Origin of the sequence: Propionicimonas sp. (assembly GCF_049840635.1) — a bacterium.
GTDB lineage: Bacteria > Actinomycetota > Actinomycetes > Propionibacteriales > Propionibacteriaceae > Propionicimonas.
The window spans coordinates 855,757-871,840 of sequence record NZ_JASGKL010000004.1 but is presented as its reverse complement, the minus strand read 5'-3'; the positions used below and the strand labels follow the sequence as shown (position 1 = coordinate 871,840).

The window sequence follows — 16,084 nt, the reverse complement described above, 5'->3', positions numbered from 1 at the left end:
TGACACCTCCGGACACCGACGCACCCCGGCCGGACGGATCAGGCGAGGAGCAGTTCTGCGAGCTTGCCCATCGTGCGCAGGTTCCGCGCGGTCCCGGTCGCGGGACGCAGCGCTCCGACCAGGCCCGCGGCCAGTCGGGACGCCGCCTGGCCGTCGGGGAAGTCGGCGTACACGTCGGTTCCCGTGGCCGCGATCTCGAACCGCTCCCTGCCCGCCTGCAGCTCTGCGAGCCGCCGGGGCGCCAGCTCCCCCACCGCCCGGTCGCAGCACACGATCACGGCCCGCGCCGGGTCGCTGCGCCCGAACGGGTTGGCGTCGAGGAGCCCGCGCAGCGCCTCGCCGGAACGCAGCACGACGTCCACGCGGATCGCGAGTTCCCTGTCCACGGCGGTCGTGAGGTCCGCCACCGCTTCTGCGTCCGGCGCCGCGCTCCGGAACAGCAGGTTGCCCGACTGCAGGTGCGTGCCGACGTCCGTCCACCCCAGTCCCTCGGCCACAGCGCGGAGGTCGGCCATCGCCAGGCGGCGGTTCGGGCCCAGGTTCACCCCGCGCAGCAGCGCCACGCGCAGGGACGGGGGCCGCGCTGTGCTGGACGCCATGGAGGAATCCTTGCCGTACGAGGCGCCGAGGGTGAAGCCCCGGTCGAGTCGTGGACGGCTCAGGCGGTCGGCTCGATGTAGCTGGTCGGGGTGACGACCCCGTCCACCACGAGGTTGGTGTCGGCCGCGGCGGCGATGTCGGTGTTCTGCCAGCTCACGCACAGCCAGGTGCCGTCGGCGAGGCGGGTGAGCACGGCGGTGGTCACGCCGCGCCGGGTCGGGCTGGCCTCACCGGCCGGGTCCTTCTGGCCCTCGATCCGCCAGCGGGCGAGCACAACAGCCCCGTCCTCACCCACGAGCCGCTGGCTGAGCTTCTCGACGATGAACTCCGACCCGGCGAACCAGTCGGAGAAACCCCGCCGCAAAGCCCGCTCGATCGAACGGCGGCTGGTCCACCACAGGCCGACGACGTTGACGAAGTCGGCGTCCTCCGCGAACAGTTCCGCGACCGCTGCGGCGTCCCTGGCGTTCCACGCCTTGGCGAACCTGGTCACCACGTCCAGCGGCGCCTTCACCGGCGTCGGCCCGGACGGCAGGGGCAGGCGGGGGGTGAGCGCGGCCAGCTTCTTCAGTTGCTTGAGTCGCTTGTTCGACGCCATCGCGCCCTCCCTGCACTAGACCACGAGCGGTCGATCGGTCGGAAGGATCGGCTTGGGCAGCCGCGAGGCGCCCTGCAGGAACGCGTCCACGCCGTTCGCGCAGGAGCGGCCCTCCGCGATCGCCCACACGATCAGGGACTGGCCCCGCCCCGCGTCGCCGCACACGAACACCCGGTCCGCGCTGGTCGCGAAGTCGGCGTTCCTGGCGATGTTGCCCCGCGGGTCGAGCTCGAGCCCGAGCTGCTCGACCAGGCCCTCCTGCTGCGGCCCGGTGAAGCCCATGGCCAGCAGGACGAGCTGCGCGGGAAGGAAGCGCTCGCTCCCGTCCACCACCTCGAAGCGGCCGTTCGCCATCCGGACCTCGTTGAGGTTCAGGCCGGTGACACTGCCGGAGTCGTCGCTGGAGAACTCGGTGGTCGACACGGAGTACAGCCGCTCGCCGCCCTCCTCGTGCGCGGAGGACACCCGGAACGTCATCGGGTAGGTCGGCCACGGCTGGTTGGCCGGACGCTCCTGGGGCGGCGTCGGCATGATCTCCAGCTGGGTGATCGACCGCGCGCCCTGCCGGATCGAGGTGCCCAGGCAGTCCGCGCCGGTGTCACCGCCGCCGATGATCACCACGTCCTTGCCGTGCGCGGTGATCTGGTCGGCGACCTCCTGGCCCAGCGCCGACCGGTTGGCCTGCGGGAGGAACTCCATCGCCTGGTGGATGCCCGCGTACTCGCGACCCGGGACCGGGAGGTCACGGGCGACCGTCGAGCCGATCGCCAGGACGACGGCGTCGAACCGTTCGAGCAGCTGCTCGCCGGTGATGTCCACACCGATGTCCACGCCGGTCTTGAAGACCGTCCCCTCCAGCCGCATCTGCTTGAGGCGGCGGTCGAGGACCTGCTTCTCCATCTTGAACTCTGGGATGCCGTACCGCAGCAGGCCGCCGATCGCGTCCGCCCGCTCGTAGACGACCACCGTGTGGCCGGCGCGGGTGAGTTGCTGTGCCGCCGCGAGCCCGGACGGGCCGGAGCCGATCACCGCGACCGTCTTGCCGGTCTGCCAGGCCGCAGTCTCCGCGGTCACCCTCCGGTCGTCCCAGCCGCGGTCGATGATCGCGACCTCGACGTTCTTGATCGTGACCGGTTCGCGGTTGATCCCGACCACGCAGGAGGTCTCGCACGGCGCGGGGCACAGCCGCCCGGTGAACTCCGGGAAGTTGTTGGTCGCGTGCAGCCGGTCGAGCGCGCCGCGCCAGTCGTCGCGCCAGACCATGTCGTTCCACTCCGGGATCAGGTTGCCCAGCGGGCAGCCCTGGTGGCAGAACGGGATGCCGCAGTCCATGCAGCGGCCCGCCTGCTTGCTGATGATCGGCAACACGGCCTTGCCCGGGCTGCCGGGGTACACCTCGTTCCAGTCGTGGACGCGCTCGGCGACCGGGCGACGCTCGGCCACCTGGCGCGGCGTCGTCATGAAACCCCTGGGATCAGCCATGCGAGGCCTCCATCATCAGCTTGACCGTGGTCTCCTCGTCCAGCCCTGCCAGCTCGGCGTCGGCGCGCGCCTTCAGGACACGCGCGTAGTCGCGCGGCATCAGGGTGGTGAACCGCGATCGTAGTTCATCGTCGGACAGGGCCAGGAGCCGCTCGGCCACGCCGGACCCGGTCTCCTCGAGGTGCTTGACCAGGAGCTCGCGCACCCGAAGCGCCTCGTCGTCGGCCAGCGGCAGCGGGTCGACCAGTTCGGTGTTCAGCCGCGCCTCGTTGAGGTCGAGCACCCACGTCACTCCCCCGGACATGCCGGCGGCGATGTTGCGTCCGGTCGGACCGATGATCAGCACCTCGCCGCCCGTCATGTACTCGCAGGCGTGGTCGCCGACGCCCTCGACGACGGCGGTCGCCCCGGAGTTGCGGACGCAGAACCGCTCACCGACCTGCCCGCGGATGAACAGCTCGCCGCTGGTCGCGCCGTAGCCGATCACGTTGCCCGCGATGATCTGCTCCTCCGCGACGAAGGGCGCGTTCTTGTGCGGGCGCAGGATCAGTCGGCCGCCGGAGAGCCCCTTGCCGAAGTAGTCGTTCGAGTCGCCGACCAGCCGCAGCGTGACACCGCGGGGAAGGAACGCGCCGAAGCTCTGGCCCGCGGTGCCCCGCAGGGTGAGGTCGATCGTGTTCTCGGGCAGCCCCTCGCCGTTCGTCGCCTTCGTGACGTGGTGGCCGAGGATGGTGCCGACCGTGCGGTCGACGTTGCGGACGGTCAGGTCGGCCCGCACCAGCTCGCCGTGGTCGAGCGCGGCGCGGGACAGTTCGACCAGTTGCACGTCGAGCTTCTCGTCCAGCCCGTGGTCCTGCGTGGTCACGCAGTGCAGCGGGGCGCCCTCGGGCAGGTCCACCCGGTGCAGCACGGGGGCGAGGTCGAGGCCCTGCGCCTTCCAGTGCTCGACCGCCTTCGCGGACTGCAGCACCTCGACGTGGCCGACGGCCTCCTCGATGGTGCGGAAGCCGAGCGCAGCGAGGTGTTCGCGCACCTCCTCGGCGATGAACTCGAAGAAGTTCACCACGAAGTCGGCGTGGCCGTTGTAGCGGGCCCGCAGGTCGGGGTTCTGGGTCGCGACCCCCACCGGGCAGGTGTCCAGGTGGCAGACCCGCATCATCACGCAGCCGGACACCACCAGGGGCGCGGTGGCGAAGCCGAACTCCTCCGCGCCGAGCAGCGCGGCGATCACGACGTCACGGCCGGTCTTCAGCTGGCCGTCGGCCTGCACGACGATCCGGTCGCGCAGCCCGTTCAGCAGCAGGGTCTGCTGGGTCTCCGCCAGCCCGAGCTCCCAGGGTCCGCCCGCGTGCTTGAGGGAGGTCAGCGGCGCCGCGCCGGTGCCGCCGTCGTGGCCGGAGATCAGCACGACGTCGGCCTTCGCCTTCGAGACGCCGGCCGCGACCGTGCCCACGCCCACCTCCGCCACCAGCTTCACGTGGACGCGGGCGACCGGGTTCGCACACTTCAGGTCGTGGATCAGCTGCTTGAGGTCCTCGATCGAGTAGATGTCGTGGTGCGGCGGCGGCGAGATCAACCCGACGCCCGGCGTCGAGTGCCGGGTCTTCGCCACCCACGGGTACACCTTCTGGCCGGGCAGCTGGCCGCCCTCGCCGGGCTTGGCGCCCTGGGCCATCTTGATCTGCAGGTCGGTCGCGTTGGTCAGGTAGTCGCTGGTCACGCCGAAGCGCCCCGACGCGACCTGCTTGATCGCGCTGCGCCGCTCCGGGTCGTGCAGGCGGTCGGTGTCCTCGCCACCCTCGCCGGTGTTCGACTTCGCGCCGAGCCGGTTCATCGCGATCGCGAGGGTCTCGTGCGCCTCCTTGCTGATCGAGCCGTAGCTCATCGCGCCGGTGGAGAACCGCTTGACGATCTCGCTGACGGGCTCGACCTCGTCGATCGGGACGGGCTGCCGGTCGGAGCCGAACTCCAGCAGGCCGCGCAGCGTCATCAGGCGCTGCGACTGGTCGTCCACCCTGGCCGTGTAGGCCTTGAACACGTCGTAGCGCTTCTGCCGCGTGGCGTGCTGCAGCCGGAAGACCGTTTCCGGGTCGAACAGGTGCGGCGGGCCCTCCCTGCGCCACTTGTACTCGCCGCCGCCGGACAGCGTCCGGTGCGGCAGCGGGATGCCGTCGGGCGGGTAGGCCCGCGCGTGCCGGCGGGACACCTCCTCGGCGATCTCGTCGAGCCCGATCCCCTCCACCCTGCTGGTGGTGCCGGTGAAGTACTGCTCGACCAGCTCGCTGGACAGGCCCAGCGCCTCGAAGATCTGGGCGCCGGTGTAGGAGGCGATCGTCGAGACGCCCATCTTCGACATCACCTTCAGGACGCCCTTGCCGAGCGCCTTGCGCACGTTGTAGACGGCCTTCTCGGGGTCGACCTTCACCAGCCACTCGCGACGGGCGAGGTCCTCGGCGGACTCGAAGGCGAGGTAGGGGTTCACCGCCGCCGCGCCGTAGCCGATCAGGAGCGCGACGTGGTGGACCTCGCGGACGTCCCCGGCCTCGACGATCAGGCCCACCTGGGTGCGGGCCTTCTCGCGGACGAGGTGGTGGTGGATCGCCGCGGTGAGCAGCAGCGAGGGGATCGGCGCGAACTCCGCGTTGGAGTGCCGGTCGGAGAGGATGATCGTGCGCGCGCCGCCGGCGATCGCCTCGCTGACCTGGCCGCACAGTTCGTCCAGCTTGGCCCGCAGGGCCGCGCCGCCGCCCTCGACGTCGTACAGGCCCCGCACCACGAAGGTGTCGTAGTCGGGCATCGAGCCGTCGCGGTTGATCCGGACGAGCTTGGCGAGCTGGTCGGAGTCGAGGATCGGGTAGCCGATCACGATCTGCCGGCAGGACTCCGGCGTGGGCTCGAGCAGGTTGCCCTCCGGCCCGAAGGTGGCCGACAGCGACGTGACCAGCTCCTCGCGGATCGCGTCCAGCGGCGGGTTGGTGACCTGGGCGAACAGCTGGGCGAAGTAGTCGAACAGCAGCCGGGGCCGGTCGCTGAGAACCGCGACCGGGGTGTCCGAGCCCATCGAGCCGATCGGCTCCGCGCCGGTGTTGGCCATCGGCGCGATGATCATCCGCTGTTCTTCGTGCGTGTAGCCGAACACCTGCTGGCGCCGGGTCACCGACGCGTGGCTGTGCACGACGTGCTGCTGCTCGGGGAGGTCGTCGAGGTCGACCCGGCCGGCCTCCAGCCATTCCGCGTAGGGGTGCTCGGCGGCCAGGTACGCCTTGATCTCGTCGTCGTTGATCAGCCGGTGCGACTCGAGGTCGACCAGCAGCATCCGGCCGGGCTTCATCCGGCCCTTCTCCACGACCTTGGCCGGCTCGAGGTCGAGGACGCCGGCCTCGGAGGCGAACACGACCAGGCCGTCGTCGGTCACCCAGTAGCGGCCGGGACGCAGGCCGTTGCGGTCGAGGACGGCGCCGATCAGGCTGCCGTCGGTGAACGTCACCGACGCCGGTCCGTCCCAGGGCTCCATCAGGGAGGCGTGGAACGAGTAGAACGCCCGCCGCGCCTCGTCCATCTCGGTGTGGTTCTCCCACGCCTCGGGGATCATCATCAGCACGGCGTGCGGCAGCGAGCGGCCGCCGAGGTGCAGCAGTTCGAGCACCTCGTCGAAGGACGTGGAGTCGGAGCCACCCGGCGTGCACACGGGGAAGATCCGGGTGAGGTCGCCGGGGATGGTGTCCGTGGCCAGCAGCGCCTCGCGGGCACGCATCCAGTTCCGGTTGCCCTTCACCGTGTTGATCTCGCCGTTGTGCGCCATCAGCCGGTAGGGGTGGGCGAGCTCCCACGCCGGGAACGTGTTGGTGGAGAACCGCGAGTGGACCAGCGACAGCGCGCTCTCCACCCGCTCGTCGAGCAGGTCGGGAAAGACCTCGGCCAGCTGCTGGGTGGTGAGCATGCCCTTGTAGACGGTGGTGCGTCCGGACAGCGACGCGAAGTACACGCCGGCGTCGTTGCGGGCCCGCTGGCGCAACGGGTAGACCGCGCGGTCGAGCTCCAGGCCGGTGTCGAGCGCGACGGTGGAGACGAAGAACTGCTCGAAGTGCGGCATGTTCGCCTTCGAGATCGGGCTCAGTGTGGAGTCGTCGGTGGGCACCGGACGCCACCCGTGGATGACCAGCTTCTCCTCGGTGGCGAGGAACTCGATGGTGCGCTTGGCCGAGGCCCGTGCGACCGGCTCGGTCGGGAGGAACGCCATGCCCATCGCGTAGTGGCCCGGGTCTGGGAGGTCGAAGTCGACCACGTCCCGGAAGAACCGGTCCGGCACCTGCAGGAGCATGCCGGCCCCGTCACCGGCGGCCGGGTCCGCCCCGGTCGCGCCACGGTGGTCGAGGTTCTCCAGGGCGGTGAGCCCCTTGGCGACGATGTCGTGGCTCGCGACGCCGCTCAGCTGCGCGACGAAGGCCACGCCGCAGGCGTCGTGCTCGTAGGTGGGGTCGTAGAGTCCCTCCGCGGGCCTGCCGGGCATCGTCGTCAACGCCATCTGATCACTCCCATCTGCGCGAGCGCGCGGGGCGGGTGCAGCCAGGGTCGGCCAGCACGCCGCCGCTGCACGCTTGGGGGGCGAGCCTACCTGACTCCACCCGTGGTCCTTGTCCAGCCGATTGCATCATGGACGACGCGCGTTACGAGGGTGTGTCCAGCCCGGGGTGTGGACGCCCACCCGGGGCATCCCACCTAGTCGGGGGGACTATCGGACGCGTGCGCCGCGTCGTCGACGTCCGCCGGTGCGGCCTCGGGCTCCTCCTCCGTCGCCTCCTCCGCGTCCGCGGGGACGCCGAACTCGACCACGTCCTCCCGGCCCGGGCGGTACCGCGACAGCCAGACGAAAAGGACGATGCCGGCCAGGCAGATCAGCATGGCGACGGCCTCGTTGAACCGCACCGGGCCGAAGAAGTCGTAGGAGTAGTCGAGCCGGATGCTCTCGGTGAAGATCCGTCCGAACCCGTACAGCGCGATGTAGAGGGCGAAGACCTTGCCTCGCCCGAGCCGGAACCGGCGGTCGGCCCAGAGCAGGATGCCGGCGACCAGGAGGTTCCAGACCGACTCGTACAGGAAGGTCGGGTGGAACGTCGCGTACTGCTCGTAGCCCGGCGCCCTGTGCTCGGGGTCGATCTCGAGCCCCCAGGGCAGCGTGGTGGGCTGGCCGTACAACTCCTGGTTGAACCAGTTGCCGAAACGGCCCAGGGCCTGCCCGATCGCGATGCCGGGCGCGAGCGAGTCGGCGAGGGCGGGGAAGGAGATCCTCTGGCGTCGCGCAGCCACCCACGCGGCGAGCGCGCCGAAGCCGATCGCGCCGTAGATCGCGATCCCGCCCTGCCAGATCGCGAAGACGGTCCAGGGGTTGATGCCGGGACCGAAGTAGTCCCCCAGGTGCGTCATCACGTGGTAGAACCGCGCACCGAGGATGCCCAGCGGGATGGCCCACAGCAGGACGGTCTCGAAACTCTCGGTGCGGCCGCCGCGCGCCCGCCAGCGGCGCACGCCCAGCATCCACGCGGCAATGATGCCGGTGATCAGGCACAGCGCGTAGATGTGGATGGTCAGCGGGCCGATCTGGAACGAACTGATCGAGGGGCTCGGAATGAACAGCGTCACCCGCCCATCCTTACCGGCAGGTCAACCCGCCTGTCCACTCAGTACGTGACCAGGTCGTCGGGCAGGTGCGGCAACCAGTTCACCCGCACCGCCCGCATCCCCGGCCGGTCGGGCACGTCCTCGTAGAGCGAGACGCTCGTGTTGTGGATCTCGAGCCAGCCGGTCATCCGCTCGATCTGCAGGAAGTGGCGGAACAGGAACTGCGAGAAGTAGCCGTGGCTGACCAGGACCACCGTCTCGTCCTCGCCGTGCGCGGCGCGCAGGCCCTCCACCACGGACGCGGCCCGCGCCGCCGCGCTGTCGACCGGCTCCAGCTCGCCGCGGTACCAGCCGTCGACGCCTGCGTCGGCCGGCAGGACGAGACGCGCCGAGACCGCCCGTAGGTCGGCGGCGCCGGCTCCTCGGTACGGCGCCATCGTGCCCGTGGCCGCGTCCATGTCGTACGGGCCGCCGACCTCGTGGATGTCGGGGTGGCCGAGCAGCGGGAGGTCGAGCGCCTCCGCCAGCGGGGCCGCCGTCTGGACCGCGCGCATCATCAGGCTGCAGTACAGCGCGTCCACCGGCCACGGCAGCACCCCGCCGGCCACGGCCTCGCCGAGCCGCGCGGCCTGGGCGAGGCCCGTCCCGGTGAGCGGGGTGTCCGGGTGTCGGCCCTGCTCACTGCCGGTCTGCTCCCAGAGCAGGTTGTTGGTGGACTGGCCGTGCCGGACGACGACGAAGCGCACGCCGCCGCCTCAGCGCCGGACGCCGGCGGCGAGGTCGCCCACCAGCGCCCGCAGGGCCGACAGGTCGTCCGGGTTCCCGGCGTCGTCTGCGGCCAGGAGGGTCTTCACGAAGGCGGAGCCGACGATCGCCGCGTCCGCGTAGGCCACGACGTCGGCAGCCTGGTCGCCGTTCGAGACGCCGAGTCCGACGCCGACGAGCGTGTCGGGTGCGAGTCGGCGGATCCGGCCCACGAGGTCGGGCGCCGCGGTGGGGCTGGACGCCCGGGTGCCGGTGACGCCCATCACGGAGGTGGCGTACAGCCAGCCCCGGCCCGCCGCGGCCGTGGCGGCGATCCGGTCGTCGGTCGAGGACGGCGAGACCAGGAACACCCGGTCCAGGCCGTGTGCGTCGGAGGCGGCGATCCAGTCCTGCGCCTCGTCGGGGATCAGGTCGGGGGTGATCAGCCCGGACCCGCCCGCGTTCGCGAGGTCGCGGGCGAACGCCTCGGTGCCGTAGCGGTCGACGAGGTTCCAGTAGGTCATCACGACGGCGGGGGTGCCGGTCGAGCGGACGGCCCCGACAGCGGCGAACACGTCCCGCGTCCGCACCCCCCGATCGAGCGCCCTGGTGCCGGCCCGCTGGATCACCGGCCCGTCCATCATGGGGTCGGAGTACGGCAGGCCGATCTCGACCAGGTCCACGCCGGGGCCGTCGACGCCCTCGCCGCACAGCGCCCGCAGCGCCGCCAGCGAGCCGCGCACGGAGGGGTAGCCGACCGGCAGGTAGCCGACCAGGGCTCCCCTGCCCTCGGCCTTCGCCGTCGTGAAGGCGACCGCGGACGACTCCACCGGCACGCCGGGGACGGTTCCTCTCGTGCCGTCCTGAACGGCCGTCGGCGTCTCGACGCTCATGCCACGCCCCCCGTCGATGAGTCCGGCCTGCCGGTCAGCCCGAAGTACTTGATCGCCGTGTCCACGTCCTTGTCGCCGCGCCCGGAGACGCACACGACGATCACGGGCTCCGCGTCCGGCTGCTCGACCGCCAGGCGCTGGCCCAGCCGGACGACGCCGGCCAGCGCGTGCGCGGACTCGATCGCCGGCATGATCCCCTCGGTCCGCGTCAGCAACTCGAAGGCCTCCATCGCTTCCGCGTCGGTGACGGCTTCGTAGGTCGCACGTCCGGTGGCGGCGAGCCACGCGTGCTCGGGGCCGACGCCCGGGTAGTCGAGGCCGGCCGAGATGGAGTGCGACTCCATGGTCTGGCCGTCCTCGTCCTGCAGGATGTAGGTACGCATGCCGTGCAGGACGCCGACCGAGCCGCCTCCGATGGCGGCGGCGTGGCGTCCGGTCTCGACGCCGTCACCGCCGGCCTCGAAGCCGTACAGGGCGACCTCAGGGGTGTCGATGAAGTCGACGAAGGTGCCCATCGCGTTCGACCCGCCGCCCACGCAGGCGGCGACCGCGTCCGGCAGGCGGCCGAACCGGCCGAGCATCTGCTCCCTGATCTCGGTGCTGATCACGCGGTGGAACTCGCGGACCATCTTGGGGAACGGGTGCGGCCCGGCGACCGTGCCGATCAGGTAGTGGGTGTTGTCGACGCTGGCGACCCAGTCGCGCATGGCCTCGTTCATCGCGTCCTTCAGCGTCTGGCTGCCGGACTCGACGGCGATCACCTCCGCGCCGAGCAGCTGCATGCGGGCGACGTTCAGGGCCTGCCGGTCGGTGTCGACCCTGCCCATGTACACGCGGCACTCCATGCCGAGCAGGGCCGCGGCCGTCGCGGTGGCCACGCCGTGCTGGCCCGCGCCGGTCTCGGCGATGACGCGGGTCTTGCCCATCCGCCGGGTCAGCAGGGCCTGGCCGAGGACGTTGTTGATCTTGTGCGAGCCCGTGTGGTTCAGGTCCTCGCGCTTGAGCAGGACGCGGGCGTTGCCGCAGTGGGTGCTGAACCGGGGCGCCTCGGTGAGCGGCGTCGGACGGCCCGAGTAGTTGCGGCGCAGGTCGTCGAGCTCGCGCCAGAAGGACGGGTCCCCCATGGCGGCGTCGAACTCCGCCTCGAGCTGGTTGAGGGCTGCGACGAGCGCCTCCGGGACGTATCGGCCGCCGAAGATGTCGTAGTGGCCCGCCTGGTCTGGCAACGCGGAAGGGATCACTCCCCTATTCACTCACACTCCCGCCAGTGGAGGGCAACCCGCCCAGCCCCGGAACGGCCGGTTCGGTCAGGGCAGGGCGCGCAGGGCGGCGACCGCGGCCCTCGGGTCACCGCTGCGGACGAGCATCTCGCCGACGAGGACAGCGTCCGCACCGGCGGCGCGCATCCGGGCCGCGTCGTCGACGGTGAGGATCCCCGACTCGGCGACCTTCACCACGTCCTCTCCCAGCAACTCAGCAAGTTCTTGGAAATGGCTCAAGTCGACCTCAAGGGTCTTGAGGTCGCGGTTGTTCACCCCGACGACCTGCGCGCCGGCGTCGCGGGCGCGCCGGGCCTCCTCCGCGGTGTGCACCTCGACCAGACAGGTCACCCCGAGGTCGCGACCCACGCCGAGGAAGTCGACGAGCTGCTGCTGGGTGAGCGCGGCGACGATCAGCAGGGCGAGGTCCGCACCGGCGGCGCGTCCCTCCCACAGCTGGTACTCGGTGACGACGAAGTCCTTGCGCAGCAGCGGCGTCCGCACCGCCTCCCGGACGGCGACGAGGTCGGCAAGGCTCCCGTTGAACCGCCTCCTCTCGGTGAGGACGGAGATCGCGGCGGCACCCCCGGCGGCGTACTCCGTGGCGAGCGCAGCGGGGTCGTCGATCGTGGCGAGGGCGCCCTTGCTGGGGCTGGACCGCTTGACCTCCGCGATGACGCTCAGGCCGGGGGCCTGCAGGCCGGGAACCGGGTCCAGGGCGGCGGGCGCGGACGCGACCCTGCCCTTCAGGACGTCGAGCGGGAGTGCGGCGCGACGAATCTCGAGATCCTCGACCACACCGGCGATGATCTCGTCCAGCACTGTCATGTCAGGACTGACCGTAGCCCATCCGCCGCAGCAGGCCGCCGGTCACCAGGGAGAGGATGAGCAGCACCGACGCCACCCAGATGAGGGTCCAGTTCGGACCGAGGACGAAGGCGACGGCCCCCAGGATGAATGCCACGGCAGCGATGATGCTGCCCGCCCAGGCCGCGGGGGTCCGGCCGTGGTGGTACTCCTTGGCGGCAGTGCCCGCGGTCATGTCAGCGCTTTCGATCATCCGATCGCTCCTCCAGTCTGCGGTTCTGTGTGGGAAAACCAAACAAGGCTCCATATTGGCTGTTGTGCGCGAACACCGCCAGCCCCGGGTGCACGGATTCGGCAGGATTCCTAACTGTCTCTCAGGAACCCGGCCTCTGCAAGCGGGTCAGCGCGGATGCCTCCGCGACCGCACCGAGCACGGCCGCGGCCTTGTTCCTGCTCTCCAGGTCCTCGTTCGCGGGCACGGAGTCCGCCACGACGCCGGCGCCGGCCTGGACGTAGGCGACGCCGTCGGCGAGCACAGCAGTGCGGATCGCGATCGCCGTGTCGGAGTCGCCGGCGAAGTCGAAGTAGCCGACCACACCGCCGTACAGGCCGCGCCGGGAGACCTCCAGCCGGTCGATGATCTCCATCGCCCGCACCTTGGGGGCGCCGGAGAGGGTGCCCGCGGGGAAGCAGCTCAGGGTGGCGTCGAGCGCGGTGCGGCCCGCGGAGAGCGTGCCCGAGACGGCAGCCTCCAGGTGCATCACGTGGCTGTACCGGCGGACCTTCATGAACTCGACCACCTCGACGGTGCCGGGGTCGCAGACGCGGCCCAGGTCGTTGCGGCCGAGGTCGACCAGCATGAGGTGCTCGGCCGCCTCCTTCGCGTCGGCCAGCAGTTCCGCCTCGAGGCTGGCGTCCAGGGCAGCGGTGGCGCCGCGCGGCCGCGTCCCCGCGATCGGGTGGGTGGTCGCGCGTCCGCCGGTGACCTGGACGAGCGCCTCGGGGCTGGAGCCGACGATCGCGAAGCCGGGCAGGCGCAGCAGGTACAGGTAGGGGCTGGGGTTGTTGCGACGCAGCACCCGGTAGACGTCCAGCGGGTCGGCCGTGCAGTCGGCCTCGAAGCGCTGGCTGGGCACGATCTGGAACGCCTCGCCGGCCCGGATCTCCTCGATCGCCGCGGCGACGGCAGCCTCGTACTCGGCGGACGTGCGTTGCCGGCGGACCGGCGGGGTGGTCACGCTCGCGTCCCGGACGGCCACCAGGGGTTCGGCCGGGCGGAGCAGGGCGTCCGCCATCGCCCGCAGCCGGTCGCAGGCGTCCGCCCACGCGTCCTCGATGTGGTCGGCGGTGTCGTCGAAGTTGATCGCGTTCGCGACCAGCCACACCTCGCCGGTGTGGTGGTCGAGGATGGCTATGTCGGTGACGAGCATCATGCCCAGTTCGGGCAGGCCGAGGTCGTCGGGGTTGCTGTCGGGCAGGCGCTCGAGGCGCCGGACGACGTCGTAGCCGAGGTACCCGACCATTCCCGAGACCAGCGGCGGCAGCCCCTCCTCGCGGGGCGTGTGCAGCAGGTCGAGGGTCCGGGCGAGCACCTGGAGCGGGTCGCCGCCCGCCGGCAGGCCCGTGATCGGGCGTCGGCTGAACTCCCAGAGGGCAGCACCGTCGACCTCGGTGAGGGTCGCGACGGCGTTCACGCCGATGAAGGAGTAGCGCGACCAGACGCCGCCCTCCGCCGACTCGAACAGGAAGGTGTTGGGACGTTCCCCGCAGAGCTGGTGGTACAGCCCGACGGGCGTGAAGTCGTCGGCGAGCAGTCGGGTGTGGACGCTGACGACGCGGCGTTCGGCGCCTGCGGCGAGGAAGCCGGGCAGGTCCGGGGTGATGTCGAGGTTCATGCCTCGTCCGCCAGGAGCAGCCGACCGTCGAAGCAGGTGGTGGTTCCGGTGTGGCAGGCGGGCCCGACCTGGTCGACGACAACGAGCAGGGTGTCGCCGTCGCAGTCGAGTCGGACCTCGCGGACGGCCTGGGTGTGGCCGCTGGTCTCGCCCTTGACCCAGTACTGGCCGCGGCTGCGCGACCAGTAGGTGCCGCGTCGGGTGGTCAGCGTGCGCCGCAGCGCCTCGTCGTCCATCCAGGCCAGCATCAGCACGGCGCCCGAGGTCGCGTCCTGCACGATGGCGGGGACCAGTCCGTCGGGGTTGCGCTTCAGCAGGGCGGCCACGTCCGCGTCGAGCTCATTCACCCGGACATTGTGGCAGTCGCCGCCGCGCATCGGCGGGTAGCGTCTGTGGGGTGAGTTCCCACCAGCGACCCGCCGACCAGCGCGCAGCCCTGTGCGACGCCTTGGCTTCCGTCCCCCCGACCGCCCCGACGTTGTGTGAGGGCTGGACGGCGCACCACCTGGCTGCGCACGTGTGGGTGCGGGAGAACGAGACCTTCCGGGTGGCGGGGAACCTGCTCACCCGCAAGTCCGAGCGGACGGACGATCGCCTGGCCGAGCTGGTCGCGCGGCGTCCGTACGCCGACCTGGTCGAGGCGATTCGCCGGGGTCCTGCGGGTGGGTCCCCGTTCCGGCTGCCGGGCGTGGAGCAGGTGGCGAACACCCTGGAGTTCTTCGTGCACTGCGAGGACGTGCGGCGGGGCGGCGGCGACCTCACGCCGCGACCGCGCGACCTGGCGATGGAGAACGAGGCGTGGAAGGCATCCGCGATCCTGGCCCGGCGGGCGTTTCGGACGTGCCCGGTGGCGGTGTGGCTGGAGCGCGACGCGCCGGCCGGCGACCCGGTCCGGATCGGACGCGGGCCCGACATCGTCACCGTCGTCGGTGCCCCGACCGAGTTGCTGCTGTACCTGTCCGGGCGTCGCGGGGCCGCCCGTGTCGAGCTGGTCGGCGAGCCGGCGTCCGTCTCGCTCGTCGAGAGGGTGTCGCTCGGATTCTGAGCGTCCACTCCTCCGACGCCGCGCGGGGCGCCGAAACAGAACTGACACAATGGCGGTCATGCGCGTCTACAACTTCTCCGCAGGTCCCGCCATGCTCCCCCTCGCTGCCCTCGAGGCCGCCCGATCCGAGCTGACCGACTGGCAGGGCTCGGGGATGTCGGTGATGGAGGTGTCGCACCGCGGGAAGGCGTTCGTGGAGTGCGCAGCGCAGACCGAGGCGCTGCTGCGCGAACTGATGGATATTCCGGAGAACTACCGGGTGCTGTTCCTCCAGGGCGGCGCGTCGGGCCAGTTCGACGCGATCCCGCTGAACCTCACCACCGTGGGCGACACGGTCGACTTCCTGAACACGGGCCAGTGGTCGGCGAAGGCGATCAAGGCCGCGAAGAAGGCCGGGCTGACCGTCGACGTGCTCGCCGACGAGGCGGGCTCGAAGTACACGACGACGCCGGCGCAGGGCAGCTTCACCGTCGACCCGGCGGCCACGTACCTGCACTACACGCCGAACGAGACCATCGGCGGCGTGGAGTTCGGCTACGTGCCGCAGTCCGGTGACGTCCCGCTGGTGGCGGACATGAGCTCGACCATCCTGTCGCGGCCGGTCGACGTGTCGAAGTACGGCCTGATCTACGCCGGCGCCCAGAAGAACATGGGCCCGTCGGGCCTGTGCGTGGTGATCGTGCGGGACGACCTGTTGGGACGCGCGCGTCCGAGCACGCCGTCGATCTGGAACTACGCGGAGATGGGGGCGTCGGACTCGATGCTGAACACCCCGCCGACGTTCGGCATCTACCTGCTGGGCAAGATCCTGGCGTGGGTGAAGGAGAGCGGCGGGCTGGCCGCGATGGCCGAGCGGAACTCGGCGAAGGCCGAGGCGCTGTACGGCTTCATCGACGGGTCCGGCTACTACTCCAACCCGGTCGCGAAGGATTCGCGGTCGTGGATGAACGTGCCGTTCCTGCAGGCGAACGCGGAACTCGACAAGGCGTTCGTCGCCGAGGCCGACGCCGCGGGGCTCACCAACCTGGCCGGCCACCGCTCGGTCGGGGGCATGCGGGCCAGCATCTACAACGCGATGCCGCTGGAGGGCGTGCAGGCGTTGATCGACTTCATGACCGACTTCCAGCGCCGCAACGGCTAGG

General features: G+C 71.2%; 14 protein-coding genes. 2 read left to right on the top strand and 12 right to left on the bottom strand.

All coding sequences use genetic code 11. The annotated features are described in order from the left end of the window. Window positions 1-38: 38 nt before the first annotated feature. The 12 genes from QM779_RS04235 to hisI form a co-directional block, all read right to left on the bottom strand. Window positions 39-599, bottom strand: a complete 561-nt coding sequence (locus QM779_RS04235; protein ID WP_428532074.1) for a DUF1697 domain-containing protein — start codon at window positions 597-599, stop codon at window positions 39-41. A 59-nt stretch (window positions 600-658) separates the two neighbouring features. Continuing rightward, entirely contained in the window at window positions 659-1,198 is a 540-nt protein-coding gene (locus tag QM779_RS04230) for a YybH family protein (protein ID WP_428532071.1), read from the bottom strand. Window positions 1,199-1,213: 15 nt separating this feature from the next. Further along, window positions 1,214-2,680 (bottom strand): glutamate synthase subunit beta, encoded by a 1,467-nt coding sequence (locus QM779_RS04225; RefSeq protein ID WP_428532068.1) that lies wholly within the window; start codon window positions 2,678-2,680, stop codon window positions 1,214-1,216. Beyond that, window positions 2,673-7,205: a glutamate synthase large subunit gene (gene gltB / locus QM779_RS04220; protein ID WP_428532065.1), complete on the bottom strand. Its 4,533-nt coding sequence runs from the start codon at window positions 7,203-7,205 to the stop codon at window positions 2,673-2,675. The genes QM779_RS04225 and gltB overlap by 8 nt, the downstream gene beginning before the upstream one ends. Window positions 7,206-7,399: 194 nt before the next feature. Then, window positions 7,400-8,320 carry a prolipoprotein diacylglyceryl transferase gene (gene lgt / locus QM779_RS04215; RefSeq protein ID WP_428532062.1) on the bottom strand — a complete coding sequence of 307 codons (921 nt, stop codon included), beginning with the start codon at window positions 8,318-8,320 and terminating at the stop codon, window positions 7,400-7,402. Window positions 8,321-8,358: 38 nt separating this feature from the next. After that, a complete protein-coding gene (locus QM779_RS04210; RefSeq protein ID WP_428532059.1) occupies window positions 8,359-9,045 on the bottom strand; it encodes a histidine phosphatase family protein in 687 nt (228 codons plus the stop codon). 9 nt (window positions 9,046-9,054) lie between these two features. Beyond that, entirely contained in the window at window positions 9,055-9,873 is an 819-nt protein-coding gene (gene trpA / locus QM779_RS04205; RefSeq protein WP_428533062.1) for a tryptophan synthase subunit alpha, read from the bottom strand. Window positions 9,874-9,932: 59 nt separating this feature from the next. After that, on the bottom strand, window positions 9,933-11,177 hold the full coding sequence (gene trpB, locus QM779_RS04200) for a tryptophan synthase subunit beta (RefSeq protein ID WP_428532056.1): 1,245 nt from the start codon (window positions 11,175-11,177) through the stop codon (window positions 9,933-9,935). Between the two features lie 66 nt (window positions 11,178-11,243). Then, complete coding sequence (gene trpC, locus QM779_RS04195; RefSeq protein WP_428532053.1) at window positions 11,244-12,023, bottom strand: indole-3-glycerol phosphate synthase TrpC; 780 nt, start codon at window positions 12,021-12,023, stop codon at window positions 11,244-11,246. A gap of 1 nt (window position 12,024) precedes the next feature. After that, on the bottom strand, window positions 12,025-12,255 hold the full coding sequence (locus tag QM779_RS04190; protein ID WP_428532050.1) for an HGxxPAAW family protein: 231 nt from the start codon (window positions 12,253-12,255) through the stop codon (window positions 12,025-12,027). Between the two features lie 121 nt (window positions 12,256-12,376). Then, on the bottom strand, window positions 12,377-13,897 hold the full coding sequence (locus QM779_RS04185) for an anthranilate synthase component I (protein ID WP_428532047.1): 1,521 nt from the start codon (window positions 13,895-13,897) through the stop codon (window positions 12,377-12,379). Next, window positions 13,894-14,274 carry a phosphoribosyl-AMP cyclohydrolase gene (hisI, locus tag QM779_RS04180; RefSeq protein WP_428532044.1) on the bottom strand — a complete coding sequence of 127 codons (381 nt, stop codon included), beginning with the start codon at window positions 14,272-14,274 and terminating at the stop codon, window positions 13,894-13,896. The genes QM779_RS04185 and hisI overlap by 4 nt, the downstream gene beginning before the upstream one ends. 20 nt (window positions 14,275-14,294) lie before the next feature. Between hisI and QM779_RS04175 the strand changes: the two genes are divergently transcribed. Continuing rightward, entirely contained in the window at window positions 14,295-14,942 is a 648-nt protein-coding gene (locus QM779_RS04175) for a TIGR03085 family metal-binding protein (protein WP_428532041.1), read from the top strand. Window positions 14,943-15,000: 58 nt separating this feature from the next. Further along, window positions 15,001-16,083: a 3-phosphoserine/phosphohydroxythreonine transaminase gene (gene serC / locus QM779_RS04170; protein ID WP_428532038.1), complete on the top strand. Its 1,083-nt coding sequence runs from the start codon at window positions 15,001-15,003 to the stop codon at window positions 16,081-16,083. Window position 16,084 lies beyond the last annotated feature (1 nt).